We start from the raw sequence: 18,527 nt of genomic DNA, 5'->3' as shown, positions 1-18,527 counted from the left end.
TGGTCACGGAATGGGTTCGTCGAGGACAAGTGCGCGAACAAACTGAGGTGGCGGAGAACCAAACGATACAACTTTGTCGTGATAGACTTTTAGATTAAACCGGTCGCCCCACATCTGCTCGGCCTCACGACGCAGCGCCACGTGTTCCAGATACCCGACGAAGTAGGTGGGTAGCTGGGCAGACGTGATTTGGGCGCGAGTCCATTTTCCCGCCGCTTCCCGCTCCTCCTGAAACGCATCCTCTACCAACATTCGCATACCTTCGCTGCGAGAGCCGCCGTCCACATGGACCGCAAGATCAAGCAACGCGTTGGTCACATCACGCAGATACCATTTCAGTGTGATCAGCTTCAAAAGCGGGTCGTGGTCGCGAAACCCTTCTTCGCACATCATCCATTCCGAGTAGACGGCCCAGCCTTCGACAAAGACGCCAGACTGAAACAGATGACGCAGCTTGCCTTGGTAGCGGTTGGCATGTGCTAGTTGCAGAAAGTGTCCAGGCATCGCTTCGTGGATCGTCAGCACGTCGATTGATCGGGTGTTGTATTCGCGCAAATGCGAAAGCACTTGTTTTTCGGTCCAGTCTGCAGGCGGTGGCGAGACGGCATAAAACGTGGGCTGATCGGTTTCCAACGCCCCGGGCGAGTCGCAGTAGGCCAGCGAGACGCCGCGACGAAACTCGGGCATCACGATGATCTCAAGCGGATCGGGGAAGAGTGTGATCACATCGTTTTGGCGAAGGAATTCGGTTGCTGCGGCAACCGATTGTCGTGCGGTTTGGACGATCTCGTCTGCCTGTGGCGCATTTGCATATGCCTTTTCCAGTCCAAACCGAATCACGGCACGTCGAAATGGATCGGATGGTTTCTCGGGGAACTGCGTCAGCGGGTATTGATCCTGGTACATCGGCTTTGCGATGGCGTACATCTGGTTGTGAAGCTCTTCGATCCGCCGCTCGCCAAGATCACGAATCTCCTGAGGCCGCAAGGGAGAGTGCAATGCGAAGGCGAGCTTTTGTTGATAGCGCTCGATCCCCAGCCGGTAGTCACCTTTCGCACCAGGAAGCAGCTCGGATTCCAGCCATTGTTGCTGCTTTTGAACCGCCGATTCAGCAGTTCGGATAGCACTTGCAACTCTTTCACGATCCGGTTGTGGCAACTCATCGAGGAACGGCCGAACATAGTTGTCGATCGACTTCAAGATGCCTAGATTCTGGGCCACCGCAGTTTTTGCGTGCACCTGCGGCACTCGCGGAACATCCAAGATCGCTCGGACCTGCGCAAAGAATCGCGGGAACTGCTCCAAGCGGCTGGCGACGTTCAATAGACGGTCACGACGCGGCGCGAAATCTCTGGCCATCAAACTGTAGACCGAATCTCCGCTGATCCCGGTATAGATCAGTGGATTCCATTTCCACTCTTGCAGTTCCGCGGTTTGCCATTGTTTGTACTCGATTGAATGTTTTAATAACGCGAGGTCGACTTGATTGCCGCGGGAGAGTCGTTTCGAATCGATGCCATCAAGTCGTTTGGCGAAGTCAGAGAGCCACGCGAGCTTTCGATCTCTGGCCGCCTGACTTACATCGTCAAGCTTCCCATCAAACCGATGGTCGCCCAAGGAAGTCGCTTGGACGGGCGAGAATTCTGCGAACTGGTCAATGTATTGTTCGCCGAGTCGTTCAAACTCCGCATCGGCCTGTGAGTCGTCCGCCAAAAGTGCGGAAGCCATCAGTAGCGATACGAGTAACACCGAGCCAATTTTCGTCATGTCGATTCCACTTCGTCGTTCAAACGGACACCCATTTCGATGGACACTACGTTGGGATAGAGGCATCATACGCATCACTCGTTGGTGATTTGCGACAATCCGTTCGGCAAATGCGCAGGACTGTTGCACGAAACAGCGTTCCCACAACAATTGGACGCTTCCAAACGGATCGCCATTCGTCATGACATCGCCATCCGTCATGACGAGCAAGATGACAATTCGTCCCGAACCTATTTGGGATCGGTTGTATCTACTGTTCGTTCTCACTGTGCAGACGTGTTCCTACAGTGTACTCGGTTCATCGAAGGGCGAGTTCGCGGCACGAGCTTCGACAAAGAGACGTTTACAGACCATTTTCCTAACGCACACGCGAATCGCCAATCGTCATGCAAGTCTCCACCACAACAAAATCCGATACCGAGACGAAGGCAGAGGACTCCTCTGCGGACACCTCCAGTTGCGTCGAGTTTGACTACCAACTTGAAACCCTTGATTGCCACGACATCCCCGGATTCGCCGGCCACGAGCTTGTGATTTCCTGTACGGACGCCAAGGCCGGGCTACGTGCCTTTATCGCGATTCACGACACGTCGCTTGGGCCAGCACTGGGCGGATGCCGGATGTGGCGGTACGCAAGCGACGAGGAAGCGTTGACTGACGCGCTGCGATTGAGTCAAGGGATGAGCTACAAGCATGCGGTGGCGGATACCCAGCAAGGTGGAGGCAAAGCGGTCATCGTTGGCGATCCACGCCGCGACAAATCGGATGCCTTATTCCAAGCCTTCGGACGCTTCGTCGATTCTTTGGGCGGTCAATACGTTACCGCCGAGGATGTCGGAGTGTCGGTCGATAATATGGTCTCCGTGCGTCAGCAAACCAAGCACGTCGTTGGTTTGCCGACCTCCATGGGCAGCAGTGGTGATCCATCCCCCATCACGGCATATGGTGTTTACTGTGGAATCCAGGCTGCTGTCGCATTGAAGCAGCGCCGAGCCTACGACGTGCGGGCTCGACTCGACGATGTCACGGTGGCCGTCCAAGGAGTAGGGAACGTTGGCTACGCGCTGTGTCGCCATTTGTATAACGCTGGCGCCAAACTAGTCGTGACCGATGTTCATCAATCGAATGTTACGCGAGCGTGCACCGATTTTTCCGCGACTTCGGTTGCTCCGGAAGCAATCTACGATGTTACGGCCGACGTATTTGCCCCATGTGCGCTCGGTGGCACCGTTAATTCCCAAACCGCCCTACGGTTAAAATCGGCGATCGTTGCGGGGGCTGCGAATAATCAACTCGCCGAACCTGCGGTGGCCAAGACGTTGACGGATCGCAATATCCTTTATGCCCCTGACTACGTGATCAACGCGGGGGGAATCATCAACATTTCCTATGAGAAGCAAGGTTACAATCTAGATAAGGCAATGCGTCACACCGAGCGGATTGGCGAAACATTGACGGAAATCTTCCAGCGTGCAAAGACGGAAGAAATTTCAACCGCCGAAGTGGCTGACCGCATTGCACAAGAACGGCTCGGCGCATCCACTTCTCGGCAGTGAATTTCGGATTCAGCGGTCTAAATGAAAGGCCTTTAAGCCAGCGGATTCGGCATAGCATGCAGGCGACAACCTGGGGAGCAAGATCTAGTCCTCTCTATCAAAGGCCAACGATTGATCACAATCCACTTGAACAGCTCGTTGTTCTGAAGTGAGATAGGCTTCCAGGCTGGCGACACTGGAATGACCGGCCGGAAGCCTATCCCACTGATTTTACGTTCGTTGCTTACTAGGCCCAATCCTCCATCTCAGCCAAGGCACCAAGTCAACATGAAGAATCACATCAATAGTCTCCTTCGCCGGCTGCCACTTCTTTTCGTGGTTGCAACCGCGACAACCGGCAACGCCAAACCGCCGAACATTGTTTTGATCCTCTCCGACGACCAGGGGTACACCGACTATGGTTTCATGGGGCACGAGGAAATCGAAACGCCGAATCTTGACCAGCTCGCCAAGGAGAGCACGTTATTTCGGCGTGGCTATGTTCCAACCGCATTGTGTCGCCCCGCGCTATCGACACTGATCACGGGACTCTATTCGCATCAGAACAAGACGACCGGAAACGACCCCGCCCGCACACCCGCAAACCAAGCTCACGCCGAAAAGGCGGGTAAAGACGCTCGCGAGCTGCTGCTCACCCATATTGACCGCACCGGTGCCTTGCCTCAGTGGCTGGCCAAAAAGGGTTACGTCAGTTTCCAGAGCGGAAAATGGTGGGAAGGTTCATTTGAGCGCGGTGGTTTCACCGAAGGAATGACCAAGGGGTATCCAAATCCGGGCGGACGACATGGTGATGCGGGGCTGGCGATTGGGCGCGAAACCATGAAGCCGGTCACTGAATTTATCGATCGCAGCGTGGAAGCGGAAAAGCCATTCTTTCTTTGGTACGCACCGGTGATGCCACACACACCCCACAATCCGCCGGCTCGGCTTCTTGACAAGTACTTGAAAAAGGGAGTGCAGGAACGAATCGCTCAGTATTACGCGATGTGCGAATGGTTCGACGAAACCTGCGGTACGCTGCTGGACCACATCGACGACGCGGGAATTGCCGACGATACGCTTGTCATCTACGTCACGGACAACGGCTGGATCCAGAAGGAAGTCGGTGGCTACGGACCGCGATCCAAGCGGAGTCCCTACGAGCTCGGCACGCGAACGCCGATCATGTTCCGCTGGCCTGGAAAAATTCCTCCTGCGGATCGTCCCGAACTTTGTTCGTCGATTGATTTTGTGCCGACCGTTTTAGCGGCCGCCGAAGCAGAAGGTCCGCACGATTTCCCCGGATTGAATCTGTTGCCGCAATTGAAGTCGGGCGAGGCCATCGAACGCGACACGATTTTCGGCGAATCGTTTGCCCACGACATCGCCGACATCGAAAACCCCCAAGCATCGCTGCTGTATCGCTGGGTGATCCAAGGCCATGACAAGCTCTTGCTGACTTACGACGGAGCGACCGGGTCGATGAGGTATCCGCCTGAAAACGCCGAGCCTCAGCTTTACAACCTGAAAGACGATCCGAAAGAAACGGTGAATCTTGCGGAGGCGAATCCAGCAAAAGTCCAGCAGCTCAGTGCGCTGCTGGACGAGTGGTATGTTCCCAACCAGCGTCAAGCTGGCAAGTTGGCCCCCACTGCTCGCTAGAGAGGGCCAAGGCCGTCAACCTCGCAGCAATCGATTCGGGCAACGCGGTGAAGTCGGGCAACGCGATGAAGCATTTTTTCCCACGACAAGCGAAGCTGTTTGTCGTTAGCGGAACGGCGGAACGGCTTGTTGATTTAATCCAAATGCTAATCGCGATGGTGAGCCGTGGGCCGTGAGCCGTGGGCCGTATGGCACCGGGTCGTGCGTGGGACCCGGCCGCTGACGCGCGAGCGGCTCAATAAAACAACAAGCCGCTTTCCGGGGGGGGAAAGCGGCATCTTGCCTCGCTGGAGAAAGCCCCACTGAGTCCACCCTGGTGGACCAAGCAAGCAGGGCATCACCTCGCGAGATGTCGCCCCTTAACCTGCTTGGAAAACAGCTGAATCACACGCGATGGTCATCAGTTGTCGTTGCGGGCGACCGTGACGTTGTCAATGAAAATTTCCGCGTTGGTCGCGTTGCCAAACAGTCCAGGACTGCCGTGATGATTCGGGGCTTCATCGGTCGCCGTCAGCGTCCACTCGCTTGGTTCGGCTTGATCACGCGGCCACACTTTGCCATGGATGATCGCTTCGCCATTTTCGACTTTGGCTTGCACTTTCAGCGTGTACCAAGTGTCCGCTTGCCATTGCAATGGGACGCTCTTGGCCATCCGCAACTGAGCGGTCCAGGTGCGGATTTGCAGCTGTTGTGACTCGCCCATCAAATCAAGCGTGTAGCGTCCGTTGATCAGCCCGATATCGGGAAGTTTTGATGCTCCTGCGGCCGCTTTGACGTCGGCGGTGACGGTGTAGTCGCTCAAGTCGGTCGGTCCCATCCAGGTTTGGCTGCGGGTTCCTTTAGGAATCGTGGTGATTTTGACCATCATTGGATTTCCGTCGATCGTCCTGGCTTCGTGACGATAACGAGCTCCGATCCAAGTGACGGGAACTTCGCCCGAGGAAAAGTCGAACGCCCATGGCAGTTCGGGGATGACTCGCAAGCGAGCCTGGTGCGAAATCGAGCCACTGCGTACGGTGACGACGGCGGCTTGATGAGCGTTCTGGCCGGACGTGTGGAATACGCCGTCGGAATCGACCGTGCCGCCATCGCCAGTGACTTCGAACGTCAAGTCGGTGGGCAACGAATCAAGGCGTTGACCGAGCGAATTAAACGCGACCACTTGCAGCGGTAGCGTGCTGCCTTGTTCGACAATCGCTTCGGCGGGAATCAATTGCAGTTGAGCGAGTTGAGGATTTTCGCCGAGCGGACGTTCCGCTGCCGCGGGCTCCACCGGCCCCATGCTTGGTTGCACCTCTTCGTCGCCGAGACAGAATAGCCCTGCGGTGGTCGGCAGATAGATTCGGCCATGCGAAACGATCGGTGATCCGCCCACGTCATGTCCGCTGGGTAGCCGAACTTTGAACAGTGTCTCGACTCCGTCTTCGCTCGGTTTGAGCACATAGAAATAGCCCGTCGCGGTGCACGCATAAATTTTTCCATCGGCGTACAGCAGACTGCCTCGCATCGCGGTGCCAAGTTTGAGCGGCTTGCCAATCGCTTCACCCGTTTCGCTATCCAAAACATGCAGTCGCGAAGAATCCTCGACCACGTAAATCCGATCGTTGACCTTCAGCGGTGAGCTCTTTCCGACGGTTAGTTCTTCGGTTCGCCACTGCTCGGCCGAGGCCGAATCGAGCGATGCAAATTCGCCATCAATGCGGACGACCGCGCCCATCGCGGTCCCTTCGGGATTTTCTTCGCCATGACTGGCGTACACCTTGCCTTCGTTGTCGACCGTGACGCTGGTGTTAATACCGCGGCGCGATAGTGGTTCTTGCCAAAGCACCTTGCCGGTGCGTGGCTGGATTGCATGAATCGTGCCGTCGCCCGACCCGGTCACCAAAACCTGTTGGCCGTTGATCACCGCGATTGTCGGCGTGCTGTAGGTGGTGTCTTCGGGCAATGGCCGTGTGCTGGTGATCCACACCAAGTCGCCTTTGTTTTTGTCAAACGCCAAAAAGCGGTGAGCCGGGCGGGCGGTTTCGTCCCATCCGGTGGTCACACCGCTAATGATGACGAGGTTTTCAAACAGCACCGGCGAATTCGTGCGGCCGCCATACGTGCTAAGCATTCCGTACTCTTCGCTCAGCGAGCGTTCCCAGAGCGTTTTTCCGCTTTCGCCGTCGATGCACTGCAGCAAGCAACACGCACCGAGCGCATAGACTTGATTCGTCTCGGGGTCACCACACACGTTGGACCATCCAACGCGTTCGGCGGGAACGTCCGAGAGAAACACGTTGTAAATGTTCTCCCAAATCAGCTCGCCGCTGACGGCATCGAGACAGATCACCTTTTCGGCGTCTTTGCGGGTGCCTGGTGAATCACGCACGATCGTGTAGAGTCGTCCGTGCATCACGATCGGCGTGGAAATGCCTGCCGCGATTTCACTTTTCCACAAAACGTTGCTGCCCTTGCCGCCTTTGGGGTTAAACTTTTCGATCAGCCCGGTTTCGTACGAGCAGCTGTTTTGTTGAGGACCACGCCAATTGGGCCAATCCATCGGATCGATGTCCGCTGCGGATGCCAGCGGGGCAGCCAGCGTCATCGCAAGCAAGGTGATGGAAAGGGCGAGGCAGGTGGGGAACGATCGCAAGCGGACGAGGTTGCGTCGTGACGCAAACGTGTCCAGGAGATGCCAGTGAGCCACAGCAATGGGTATCCGACAACATGGTGAGTGACGCGACTGGAATCAGTTGCAGCCGCCACGCGAGCGCCGCGTGGACAAACAGGGGCCGCTTTGGGAAAGCGTTTTGCAAGCCCAGTCATCTTCGTCATAGAACGATTGATAATTGATGCGAGCCGCGATGGTGTCAAGGGAGCAAGTCAAGAAACAAGGAAACTCAATTGCAAAAACAGTTTGACGTGATCGGAATCGGGGTCTCGGTGCTCGACGCCGTGATGGTGGTCGACGGTTTCCCAGCCGAGGAAACGGTGGTGCGAGCCCAACAGCGAGCGGTCGGGATCGGTGGCGGAATCGCGGTGGCTACGGCGACCGCGGCCGCTCTTGGTGGGCGTGCCGCGTTTGCCGATTTACTGGGGTTTGATCCGATGTCCGAGTCGATTTTAGCGGCGCTCCGTGCCGCGTCGGTCGATGTCAGTTGTGTCCGTCAATGCGAGGATCAAACCGCTTCGGTGGCGACGATTTGGGTCAACGCCGCGTCAGCATCACGGACGATCGTGTTTTCGCCTGCCAGCGACCTTGAGCTGGCATGGAGCGACGAGCTGGCACGCGGCGTGGCAGCAGCAAAAATTCTTCATCTCAATGGGCGACACTTGCGAACTTGTTTGCAAGCGATCGAAATTGCCAAGCAGCACGGCACATTGGTTTCGTTTGATGGCGGAGCTCACCGCTACCGCAGCGAGGTGCTGCCCCTTGTGCGGGCGAGTGACATATTGGTCGTGTCCGAACATTTTGCACAGGAACATTTCAAGTCGCAGACAAAATCGAATGCCGGGGTTTCACCAAGCGAACTTGTCTCGTTTCTGCAACGTGAGTTCGGCTCGCGTTGCGTCGGCGTGACTTGCGGTGAACGCGGCAGTTGGATTGCCGAGACCGATCAGTCGCCCTGGCATCAACCGGCCACCACGGTCGAGGCGGTTCGTGATACCACCGGCTGCGGTGACACCTATCACGGTGCATTCCTGTTCGCTTGGTCGCAGGGGTGGTCGGCGCGTAAGTGTGCGGAAGTGGCGTCGTTGGTTGCCGCGCACAACGCCACCGAGTTAGGGGCGTTTGCCTTTGATGCAAGGCAGGTTTCCGCGATGCTGAAATGAGAGTGATGCGCGCCAACGGCTTGGAAAGCCGAGCGACAATGGGAAAGCGACGACAAACCTCTGATTCGCAATGGAAAGGATCCGGACGAGTGTTGCTTTAGAAGATGCCACCACCGCCCATGCCACCGCCGAACCCGCCGCCGCCTGAGTTTTCAAATCGGTAATCGCTTCGCATCTGTTCGAGCATGCGGTCGCCGACAATACGTTTCTCGCGATCGTGTTCAATCGTAAACATATATTCGAAATCGTAAGCGTTGCTGCCAAACCGGTCGGCTGGGATTTCGAGATCCCAACGCAGTATTCCGGTTGGTCGTTGCATTCGCAGGTAGAGCGGATCGGTGGACAATTGATTCGCCGCGTCTGCCGCCAGCGTGATGCTGATCGATTCATTCTCAGTCGCCAGCGGAATGCGGTCCAACAAACGGATGGGGATTACGGTGTTGTGATAGTTGGAAACGACCAATCGGTATTTCAGAGCGACGCGTTGGTTGCCGCCGTGGACCGTTGCATCCCGCGACATCAATTCGCGACGCGTTCGGACTTGGCGGTCGGACCCAAATCCGATTCGGAAACGTTGTCCCGCGGCGGTGGGCGGCAGCGTCGTTCGGCCGATAAATTTTTCGTTTAAGTAGACGTCGGCATCGCCAGCGATCAAGTTTCGACCGATCGTGTTTTTTAAGTCGGCTTCGCGAAAGGCAAAGCTGCTCAGCAGCGGCGTGACGACGTAATTTAAATCACCTGCGAGTGTGTTGCGAGTCACCGCGACGACTTGGTTCTCAAGTCGACTTGGGATTTTGATGCGGTCGGCGATCGCGTAGCTCTCGTCGCTGACGTTCGCTCCCGCATCCAAGGCGATATCGCGTTGGACTTTCGCAGCAGACTCGAGTTCAGCGATTTGCTTCACTCCCGATTCGGCATTGCGTGTAATGTCGCGGTGCCAAACCATTTGGTCTTGCCATGAGGGGATTTCCAGCTCGTTCGGCGCTGTCGATGGCATTTGAGATGTCGAGGCCGCACTTGATTCCGCGATGCCGATGCGTAATGGGGTCAGACCGGGGGCGGCGGAGTGCAGATCGGGCTGAGCCGTCGACAGGGTCAGCTTTACGTTGTCCCAATCTTCGCCGCTGTTTTGCACCATCACGCTTTCGAATTCGAGCGAAAATTCCGCTTCTTTCTGGTCGATGCGTTTGCCCCGCACGGTATAGCTCGGCGACCATCCTACATCGCTGACTTGGTAGCTGAACCGCAATGGCCCGCCGTCGGGAGAGATCACCTCGATCAGAGCTTCGCTTGTGGTGCCTCGCGTATTGTGGATCGATTCGATGCTCGCGCGGTTGACTTGGATCGCCTTTGTCAAATCTTCGATCGCGGTTTGCTGTTCATATAGTTCTTGAGCGAGTTGCCGTCGCCGCTGCATGGTGAAATCGGTCAGTGCAGTAACCGATTGTACGTCCAGCGTGGCACGGTCCAGGTTTTCAAGCGTTTTGCTCGCCGAGAAGTCGACAAGTTTCTCGAGCGTGATCAAGTCCTGTTCAATCACCGTCGATGACTGTTTGGCGTTATCCAGATCACGAAGCAGCGTCGCGTATTGGTCCGCAAGCGTTTTGACTTTTTGCTCGTTTTCGGGCGAAAGTGAATCGACGGTCATCACGCGAGTCGAGCGAATGACACTGCCCGATTCACATTGTGAAAACGCGGATCCTGCCACATAACTCGTCGGCAAGTCGGTCACCCGGATTTGTTGCAAGTGCGTCGAGGCGGGGACTTCGATCCGGCGAACGACACTCGCTTGGTCGCGGTACAGCGTGACGGAATCGATCGTGTCGGTGCTCGCTGCGATCGCTTCGGCGGCGCTGGTTTGATGGACGTTGATGACAATCGGGTGGAATGACATGACCCAGGCGACAGTGATCGCAAGCGAATTGGTCCTGAACGAGAGCATAGTGGATTCCTTGTTCACGACGTCAAATTCCGGATGGTTAGAAAAGTGAATCGAGGGATTGTCTTTGTGTGCAAATCGAATGCAGCAAATTGCAACACACTCGGCAAACTTGATCACGCAGCCCAGCGCAGTGCATGAAGGATGTTCTCGATACCGTGGTTGAATGCACTTGGAATGCCAATTGGGAATGCCAATTGCTTGTTCGGTAACGCGATGGAGTTCGAATTCACCTCACACACTGCGAGTGGCTGCCATGACGTTTTCTGTGCCGCGTTGTCGATCGATTTTCGTGACGGGAATCGTTTTAGCTGCGGCGTCGGTGGCCGATGCTCAATCGGTAGTGCCGGCCGACGTGATGCATGGAATTCACGCTCACGCCCGCGTTACTCGAGATGGTGGCGAGGTGGCTTCGTGGCAAATCGATCCGTTTATGACTGAACAGCAGGAGGCTGACATCCTGGCGTTTTTGAAGGAGCCGTGTCGATTTGACTGGGACGATGGTCTCACGTTGCCTCAGTTGGTACGAGACATGTCGACCCACGCTGCCACCGAGATTGATGTGCGGGCTTTGGAAGAGATCGGAGTGAAGGAAAGCCTTGTGCTGATTGCAAAGAAACGCGAGCAACCAAGTTTTGCGATCACGGATAATGATCCGTTTGCGAGTCCTTCTCGACCGGACTCGCAGCGGCGTGACCAAACCGCCGATTCGCAAGTGAATGTACCTGGGGGTGCGGAGGGGCGTACTGGTGTCGTTCCATGGTGGCGAAGCTCCGAGGTGACGAGGGGTATGGATTTAATCCGGGCGGACATCCAGACGCCGTGCGTCGGTGCGAAAGTGACCCATTTGTTAGAGCAGTTTGACTTAGTGCTCTCGATACGCTCAGGGCAGCTAACGATCACCACGCGAGAAGGTGCCGAGGAGCAATTGGCGATTCGCGTCTATGACGTCACGCCGTTGATCGGACGTCAGCGCGAGCCGGAGACGAAACGGAATGCCAGCGGGGCAGCCTTCTGGCGGGAATCTTATTCCAACCGCGCCGAGCCGCTGATGCAGGTAATCGAAACGAGCATCGACAGTGATACTTGGGAATCGCTAGGCGGACCGTCCACGATGTCGCTTTTGACGTGCCGATCGCGGCGATGGTTGGTGGTCGCGGCCACTTCGCCGACGCACTGGAAAATCCAAGCGATGTTGGATCGTCTCAATCGTTAATTTGCATTCTCGCCCAAAATCAGGGGGTGGGGTCCAGTCGGTTATCGTCCGAATTAGCTGAAATGACCAGTTTTCGCAGCTCCCCAGCGCTCCCGACATCCAGCGGAACTTGCGGGTCGCGGAGGGGTTGAATCGAGCTATGGACTCGCTGACTTGCCGCTCCTTTTCTCGATTTTTGGGACTGTTGTTGTGAAATCAATCCATTTGATTGCCTCTGCCACCTTTGCATTGACTGCTTTTGTCGGGGTTTCCAGCTCGGCCAAGGATCTCGATCCCGCCTGGCCGCAGTGGCGTGGTCCCGAAGCGTCCGGCGTGTCGCCAACGGGGAATCCGCCGACGCAGTGGAGCGAAACCGAGAACATTCGCTGGAAAATCGAAGTGCCGGGTGTCGGCAGCTCGACCCCGATCGTGTTGGGCGACCGCGTCTATGTCGCGACCGCAGTGAAAACCGATCGGATGAAAGAGGGAGCGGAGACGGCAACGGAGTCGCAAGCCGCCGAATCATCCGAGCCGCCGCGACGTGACCGTGCTGGAGATCGTCCCGACGGCGATCGGGCAGGTGGCGATCGGGCAGGTGGCGATCGAGCGGGTGGAGATCGAGCGGGTGGAGATCGAGCGGGCGGCGATCGCTCCGAAGCTGGGCGTCCAGGCGGTTTTGGTCGCGGTGACCGTGGCGGACGCGGTGGTCGTGGCGGTGGACGTGGTTTCGGTGGCGGGGTAGCGCCGACCCATTACTACGCGTTCATGGTGTTGGCCTACGACCGAGCCAGCGGCGCCGAGGTGTGGCGGAGCACCGTGACCGAGCAAGTGCCTCATGAAGCCGGACACAACACCAACACGTTTGCATCGGCATCGCCGGTGAGCGACGGAGAACGACTGTACGTCTCGTTCGGATCACGAGGCGTTTACTGTCTGGATCTAAACGGAAAAACATTATGGAGTCGCGATCTGGGCAAGATGCAAACGCGAGCTCAATTTGGCGAGGGCAGTTCGCCGGCGGTCTCCGGCGACACACTCGTGGTCCCCTTTGATCACGAGGGCGAATCGTTCATCGTGGCACTCGATGCGAAATCGGGTGAAGAGCGGTGGCGACAAACTCGCGATGAACAAACAACGTGGTCGACTCCTTTGATCACCGAATTTAATGGACGCACGCAGGTGGTCACCAACGGCAGCAATCGGGTGCGTAGTTACGACTTGGCCACCGGTGAATTGATTTGGGAGTGCGGCGGTCAAGCGGGCAACCCGATTCCATCGCCTGTGCGTTTCGAGGACAACGTGATTGTGATGACCGGATTTCGAGGTTACGCGATCTATTCGATCCCGCTCAGCAGCAAAGGGGACATCACCGACAGCGAGACGATCACTTGGATCGAGGAAGACGCGGCGCCGTACGTGCCATCGCCGCTGCTGTATCAAGGCCAGCTCTATTTCGTCAAAGCCAACAATGGCGTGCTGGTTTCACGCGATGTCAAGACCGGCGAATTGCGGATTGACCAAACTCGATTGCCCGATATTTCGACCGTTTATGCGTCACCCGTCGCAGCGAATGGCTATGTCTATTTGACCGGGCGGGATGGCACGACGGTGGTTTTGAAGCATGGGAATTCGTTTGAGGTTGTGGCCAAGAACAAGCTCGACGAGGAAATCGATGCCTCGGCGGCGATTGTCGGCGACGAGATCTTTTTTCGCGGCAAGCAACACCTATACTGTGTCGCCAAAGAGTGATGATTGTCGCGTTTGCTCGTTGCGAAAGTAGCGATGGTCACTCGACTCGTCACGCTCTTGGCGATGCCATCCCCTTAATGCTTTACCGCTGCGAAAATAACGATGAAAAAAACGATTCAGATCGAAGGTCTCTGGTTCACTCGCGACGAGGAAGGCGCTGGATGGAGCTGTGAAACGGAGCTCAAGGGCTGGAACGGCCCGCATGAAAGTTGCGATGTGGTGATCGAGATCGATACCGAAATGAGTGACGGTTTTTCTTCGCAGCCGTTGGTCCCCGACCTAGAACCGACCGAGGCTCAGATTGCGGCGGTCAAGTATCTGCTGGAAAACCAGTCGCGAATCATCGAGCGAGTGCTCGATGCGTCGCTGCGTTGGGCTCGTTATTTTATGGAAAACAACGAGGATTGGTTCGATGAGGATGAGGCCATCGAATCGGTTTCGCAGTTGCGAGACAATATCGGGGCGCTGGAAATCTTGGTCAGCCCACAAGCGGTGGACGGCTTCGCGTGGATCGGATTCAGTACCGATTGTGAGTGGGACGAGGAGCATGGGCTAGGGATTGCCGTTTGGAAAGACACGGTGATCGATGTCGGGCATGCCGATGTCGCCTTCTCAACTCCCTACGGCGGCTTTGATGAAATCCTGCCTATCGAAGAAAAGGAGACTCGCGAAAACGTGTTGAGTTCGCTTGAAGAGCAAGAGCAGCAAGCCGAAGCCGAGTACCTTGCCTCGCTTCCCGACAGTGTCAAATTGGTCCAGGCGATCTGTATCGGCGATCAAGACGAAGTGCAGCGATTGAAACAAAGGGGTGCGAAGGTGAACGACACCCCCGCGACTTTTCCACCGCCTATCTTTATGGCGATGCAAACACAGGACCCCGCCGCCGTCGCTGCGATGATCGCCGAAGGAGCGTCGTTGTCAGTCAAAAACCACGAGGGGCAAACGCCGGTGGAGTTTGCCCAGCAGATGATCGAGACTTTCTCGATGAGCTCGCAGATGCCACTTGGTGATCCCGAACTGATGAGGGAAATGATCTCCGAATTTCTTGGCGAGGACGTTGGCGATCCGTATGACGTAGTTCAAGACACGTTGAACGAGATTCGTGGCCTTGGCGGCGAGCTGGCTGATGCCGCCGATGAGATCGGCGGGATGTTTGATCGTTTGGCGGGCGAAGATTCCGAAAGTACCCCACAAAGTTCGCACGATTCGGAGCAGCAGGAAACCCTCGATGCTCTGCAGCAAATTCTGGAAATCGTAAGGCAAGCTAAGTGAGGAGTGAGGAGTGAAACCTCTCGTCCGCGCCCCCAAACGCCAGCTGGCATTGCACTAGCGGGCTGCGTCGGGTTCGCTCGATTGTGATCGTGACTGTAAATACTCTGCCGTCGCTTCATCATCGACGCGGATCAGGTGATCCCGCAGCGGTGGAAATACGTCTCCTTCGACCGAACGCAGTCGCAGCGGTTTGGTGGCTCGGATAGGCATGTGGCACGCGATACAGTTTTCGGCGATGTCAAAGTCCACCTTGTCGTGCATTCCGCATGCTTGCACATTGTGGCACTGGAGGCACCGCTGCGAAAAGAGTTCGTTTTGGCCTCGCTCGTTCTGGTGCGGGTTGTGGCACTCGACGCAGCCCATTTGTGAGTTTTGAAAGCATTCGCTTGCGGTCAGCCGCGTCAATTGGTTGCTGGTGTGTACCGAGTTGGTTCCATCATCGGGCGTCCGGTGATAGTGGTCAAACAATGGGTCGCCGGGGCGGTAGCTGAAAGTCGGGTTTTTCAAATTGTTTACACCCGAGTGGCATTGGCCGCAGACTTCGAGTTGGCGGTCACGTGGCAGTTCGCTCGGTAACACGATCGCGTGGGCCTGTTTAACATCGGGGTTTTGCTGGTGATGGGTGACGTGTTCCTTTCCCGGGCCATGGCACCGTTCGCAGGTCACGCCAAAGATCATGCCGTCGGGGGTGTAGTGGTTCGGTTCTTTGCGAAAATCAAAGTACGTCATGTGGCAATCCATACAACGCTCGGGCACCGGGCGTGCGTAGGCCGCGTCGCCATCGATATAGCCGGGGCTGTTGATCCATTGATCACCGTCGGTCAAGTAGGTTACGTTGGCTTGATAAAGTTGATCATCATGCCAATACAAATACGTTTGCGCCATCTTGCTGGACCCCAAAATGATGTCCATCGGCACGTCAAACTTCCAGTCAAAAAACTGCACGCGTTGAATGTACTGGTCGTCCCGTTTTCGCATCTCGAACTTGACATGCTTGTCGACGGTCTTGAGCACATTTTCGCCTTCGGAAAAACGGCCGCGGATCGTATCCTCGCTCACTCGGCTGGATGTTCGGTAGTGCGCGGTGTGCACAAACGATTCGTACATCTTGGGGTGACATGCTTTGCATGCGTCGGGGCCGACGTAGCCCGGGTTTTCATGCAGCGGTTTCAGCTCGGGGGGCGGCGTCGGTTGGCGACCGGGCGCGAACGGGATCTCGACCCCCGATCCTCCTTCGTGCTTGCCCACAAACCAATAACCCTCGGGTTGGACTCGCGAGAAAATCAGGTCGTCGGGTAGCGGCATGCCAACGCCTCGTTTGGCAAGTACGTCTAGATCCGCGTCGATTTCCGATTTCGATTTTGTTTCAGAGGTCGCGGTTTCTGATTGCGAGTTTTGCCGCTGTGCTAAGCGTCTGGCTTGATCCATCCGCTCGCGATCTTGGCTAGACGTGTAGGCGAGCCAGAGGGCCAGGCCCAGTACGATGGCGACGATGACGATCCATTTCGCTTTCAAAGTCGCAGTTCCCGTTCACAGAGGTCCAAGGTGTTTAAATCGATTGTAGAGGATCGTGGCGGAAAGAGTGCAACCCGCACCACATCCCCCCCCTGGCCCTTGTTGAATCGCCCCTTGCAAATCCCCAGATCACGAACCGCCAGATCACGAACCGTCCGTTTACGAATCTGCGGTTCGCCAATCATCCGGTTTCGAATTACTTCGCGTCTCGCAATTGCATCACGCGGATCGGGTGTTTCGGATCGTCCGCCAATTCGACTTTGTGCTCGGTGTAATGCCAGCCGCGTTTTTGAATCCATTCGCGGAATTCGTTGGCGATAAAACGGTACGGATCACTCAACAGCACTTGGCCTCCCTTGGCCAAATGTTGCCGCATGCAAACGTCAAGCTCGGGCCATAGTTGCCGCAGGTACGTCACATCGCTGCCCAGAATGATCGGAAATGATTGGTCGTCGATGGTGTCGATACCAAATCGCAGTCGCTCGACGGTGCATTGATCACGCAGTTGCCAAACGCTCATTCGCACGAGCAGCAACGGGTCCTCTACACCATCGGTCAGCGTGACCTTGCCGCCCCGCAGCATCGCCGCGATACCGGCATGTCCGGTGCCGCAACCCAGTTCCAATACCGGCACGTCTTTGACGTCGACTTGATCGAGGAAACGATCCAGCCCCGCGGCGGCCCGCCATGTGGTTGCCCAAAACGGATCGATCACCCCTTCTTCGCCCGCGTCTTGGCGTTCGCAGGCTTCGATCAGCATGCTGTCGGGATCCGCCGCAACGGCCAACTTGTACGGTTGGTTGGCAATCGAAATCGCGTCCCATTTCCAGGCGAACTTCTCGCTGGCGGCGGCTTCAAGTTCGTCGAGTGTGGGGGTGTTCAGTTCAGAGGTCATCGTAGAGCTATTGCGGCGGGGTTATTGCGATTGGGCGGCATGAAGAAGACGTGCCGCTTCGACGGCAAAGTAGGTCAGCACGCCATCGGCACCGGCACGCTTGAACGCTAGCAAACTTTCGAGGATCACCTTGTCACGATCGAGCCATCCGTTGTTCGCAGCGGCTGCCAGCATCGCGTATTCGCCACTGACTTGATAGGCGAACGTGGGAACACCAAAGGTGGACTTCACGCGATAGACGATGTCCAAGTAGGGCATCCCTGGTTTGACCATCACCGTGTCGGCGCCTTCGGCCAAATCGAGTGCCACTTCGTGAAGCGCCTCGTCGCTCTGGGCGGGGGATTGTTGGTAGGTGCTCTTGCTGGCCTTGCCAAGATTGCCGGACGAACCGACCGCGTCACGGAATGGGCCATAGAACGAACTGGCGTACTTGGCCGCATATGACATGATTTGCACGTTGGTCTTTCCGGCGTTTTCCAGTGCACCGCGAATCGCGCCGATCCGGCCGTCCATCATGTCGCTCGGCGCGATGATGTCACATCCCGCGTCGGCTTGCACCAACGCTTGCTGGCACAAAACTTCGACGGTCTCGTCGTTGATCACATACGAATCGCGAACCAATCCGTCTTGGCCATGGCTGCTGTAGGGGTCCAAGGCGACATCGCAGATCACGCCGAGGGCATCGCCCGCTTCTTGTTTGATCTTGCGAACGGTGCGGCAAACGAGGTTTTCGGGATTGACGGCCTCAGCCGCATCAGGCGTTTTCAGTTCACTCGGGGTGGCCGGAAAGATCGCGATGGCGGGGATGCCCAAGCGGCACGCTGATTCGATGGCGGCGGGGATCTGGTCGAGTCCAAGGCGGTCCACGCCCGGCAAGCTTTCGATCGGTTGGCGTCCTTCGCCGTCGAAAACAAAGATGGGCCAAATCAAATCGTCCACGCTCAATTGGTTCTCGGCGACAAGCCGTCGAGACCAGTCATGGCGACGGACGCGTCGCAGGCGAGTGGCGGGGAAATTCCCGCGAGTAAAGTGGCTCATTCGTCAGAAGGCTCGATTTCAAAGGATTGCTGGGCCGGCCACGTGTGTACCAGCAGCGGTGAATTATCATGGCACAGGATCCATGTAACTCAGGGTCCACGTACCTCAATATCCACGTATCTTAGGCAACTCATCCCAATCCAT

At 56.6% G+C, this 18,527-nt stretch carries 12 protein-coding genes; 6 read left to right on the top strand and 6 right to left on the bottom strand.

Annotation, left to right across the window (positions count from 1 at the left end; all coding sequences use genetic code 11):
- Window positions 1–3: 3 nt before the first annotated feature.
- The gene (locus ABD971_RS08095; protein WP_345321005.1) at window positions 4–1,767 is read right to left on the bottom strand and encodes a DUF885 domain-containing protein; all 1,764 of its coding nucleotides are present in this window, start codon (window positions 1,765–1,767) and stop codon (window positions 4–6) included.
- Between the two features lie 386 nt (window positions 1,768–2,153).
- Between ABD971_RS08095 and ABD971_RS08090 the strand changes: the two genes are divergently transcribed.
- Complete coding sequence (locus ABD971_RS08090) at window positions 2,154–3,323, top strand: Leu/Phe/Val dehydrogenase (RefSeq protein ID WP_345321002.1); 1,170 nt, start codon at window positions 2,154–2,156, stop codon at window positions 3,321–3,323.
- 267 nt (window positions 3,324–3,590) lie between these two features.
- On the top strand, window positions 3,591–4,964 hold the full coding sequence (locus ABD971_RS08085) for a sulfatase family protein (protein WP_345321000.1): 1,374 nt from the start codon (window positions 3,591–3,593) through the stop codon (window positions 4,962–4,964).
- A gap of 400 nt (window positions 4,965–5,364) precedes the next feature.
- Here ABD971_RS08085 and ABD971_RS08080 read toward each other — a convergent pair whose 3' ends face one another.
- On the bottom strand, window positions 5,365–7,551 hold the full coding sequence (locus ABD971_RS08080; protein ID WP_345321073.1) for an outer membrane protein assembly factor BamB family protein: 2,187 nt from the start codon (window positions 7,549–7,551) through the stop codon (window positions 5,365–5,367).
- A 299-nt stretch (window positions 7,552–7,850) separates the two neighbouring features.
- On the opposite strand from ABD971_RS08080, the gene ABD971_RS08075 reads away from it, so the two are divergent.
- Window positions 7,851–8,780: a carbohydrate kinase family protein gene (locus tag ABD971_RS08075; protein ID WP_345320998.1), complete on the top strand. Its 930-nt coding sequence runs from the start codon at window positions 7,851–7,853 to the stop codon at window positions 8,778–8,780.
- Window positions 8,781–8,877: 97 nt separating this feature from the next.
- Here the strand turns inward: ABD971_RS08075 and ABD971_RS08070 are convergent, their stop codons facing one another.
- Window positions 8,878–10,722 (bottom strand): mucoidy inhibitor MuiA family protein, encoded by a 1,845-nt coding sequence (locus ABD971_RS08070; protein WP_345320996.1) that lies wholly within the window; start codon window positions 10,720–10,722, stop codon window positions 8,878–8,880.
- Window positions 10,723–10,975: 253 nt separating this feature from the next.
- On the opposite strand from ABD971_RS08070, the gene ABD971_RS08065 reads away from it, so the two are divergent.
- The 3 genes from ABD971_RS08065 (at window position 10,976) to ABD971_RS08055 (ending at window position 14,935) form a co-directional block, all read left to right on the top strand.
- Entirely contained in the window at window positions 10,976–11,935 is a 960-nt protein-coding gene (locus ABD971_RS08065) for a hypothetical protein (protein WP_345320994.1), read from the top strand.
- A 189-nt stretch (window positions 11,936–12,124) separates the two neighbouring features.
- The gene (locus ABD971_RS08060) at window positions 12,125–13,663 is read left to right on the top strand and encodes a PQQ-binding-like beta-propeller repeat protein (protein WP_345320992.1); all 1,539 of its coding nucleotides are present in this window, start codon (window positions 12,125–12,127) and stop codon (window positions 13,661–13,663) included.
- Window positions 13,664–13,765: 102 nt separating this feature from the next.
- On the top strand, window positions 13,766–14,935 hold the full coding sequence (locus tag ABD971_RS08055) for a DUF6985 domain-containing protein (RefSeq protein ID WP_345320990.1): 1,170 nt from the start codon (window positions 13,766–13,768) through the stop codon (window positions 14,933–14,935).
- Window positions 14,936–14,989: 54 nt separating this feature from the next.
- Here ABD971_RS08055 and ABD971_RS08050 read toward each other — a convergent pair whose 3' ends face one another.
- The 3 genes from ABD971_RS08050 to hemB all read right to left on the bottom strand — a co-directional run bounded on the left by ABD971_RS08050 (window position 14,990) and on the right by hemB (window position 18,383).
- Window positions 14,990–16,450 (bottom strand): multiheme c-type cytochrome, encoded by a 1,461-nt coding sequence (locus ABD971_RS08050; RefSeq protein WP_345320988.1) that lies wholly within the window; start codon window positions 16,448–16,450, stop codon window positions 14,990–14,992.
- A 196-nt stretch (window positions 16,451–16,646) separates the two neighbouring features.
- Window positions 16,647–17,345: a class I SAM-dependent methyltransferase gene (locus ABD971_RS08045; RefSeq protein WP_339938415.1), complete on the bottom strand. Its 699-nt coding sequence runs from the start codon at window positions 17,343–17,345 to the stop codon at window positions 16,647–16,649.
- Window positions 17,346–17,366: 21 nt separating this feature from the next.
- A complete protein-coding gene (gene hemB, locus ABD971_RS08040) occupies window positions 17,367–18,383 on the bottom strand; it encodes a porphobilinogen synthase (protein ID WP_345320986.1) in 1,017 nt (338 codons plus the stop codon).
- Window positions 18,384–18,527: the final 144 nt, after the last annotated feature.

The sequence above is a fragment of the Novipirellula rosea genome (genome assembly GCF_039541335.1).
In the GTDB taxonomy this organism is placed as follows: domain Bacteria; phylum Planctomycetota; class Planctomycetia; order Pirellulales; family Pirellulaceae; genus Novipirellula; species Novipirellula rosea.
This window is presented reverse-complemented; position numbering and strand designations above follow the sequence as displayed.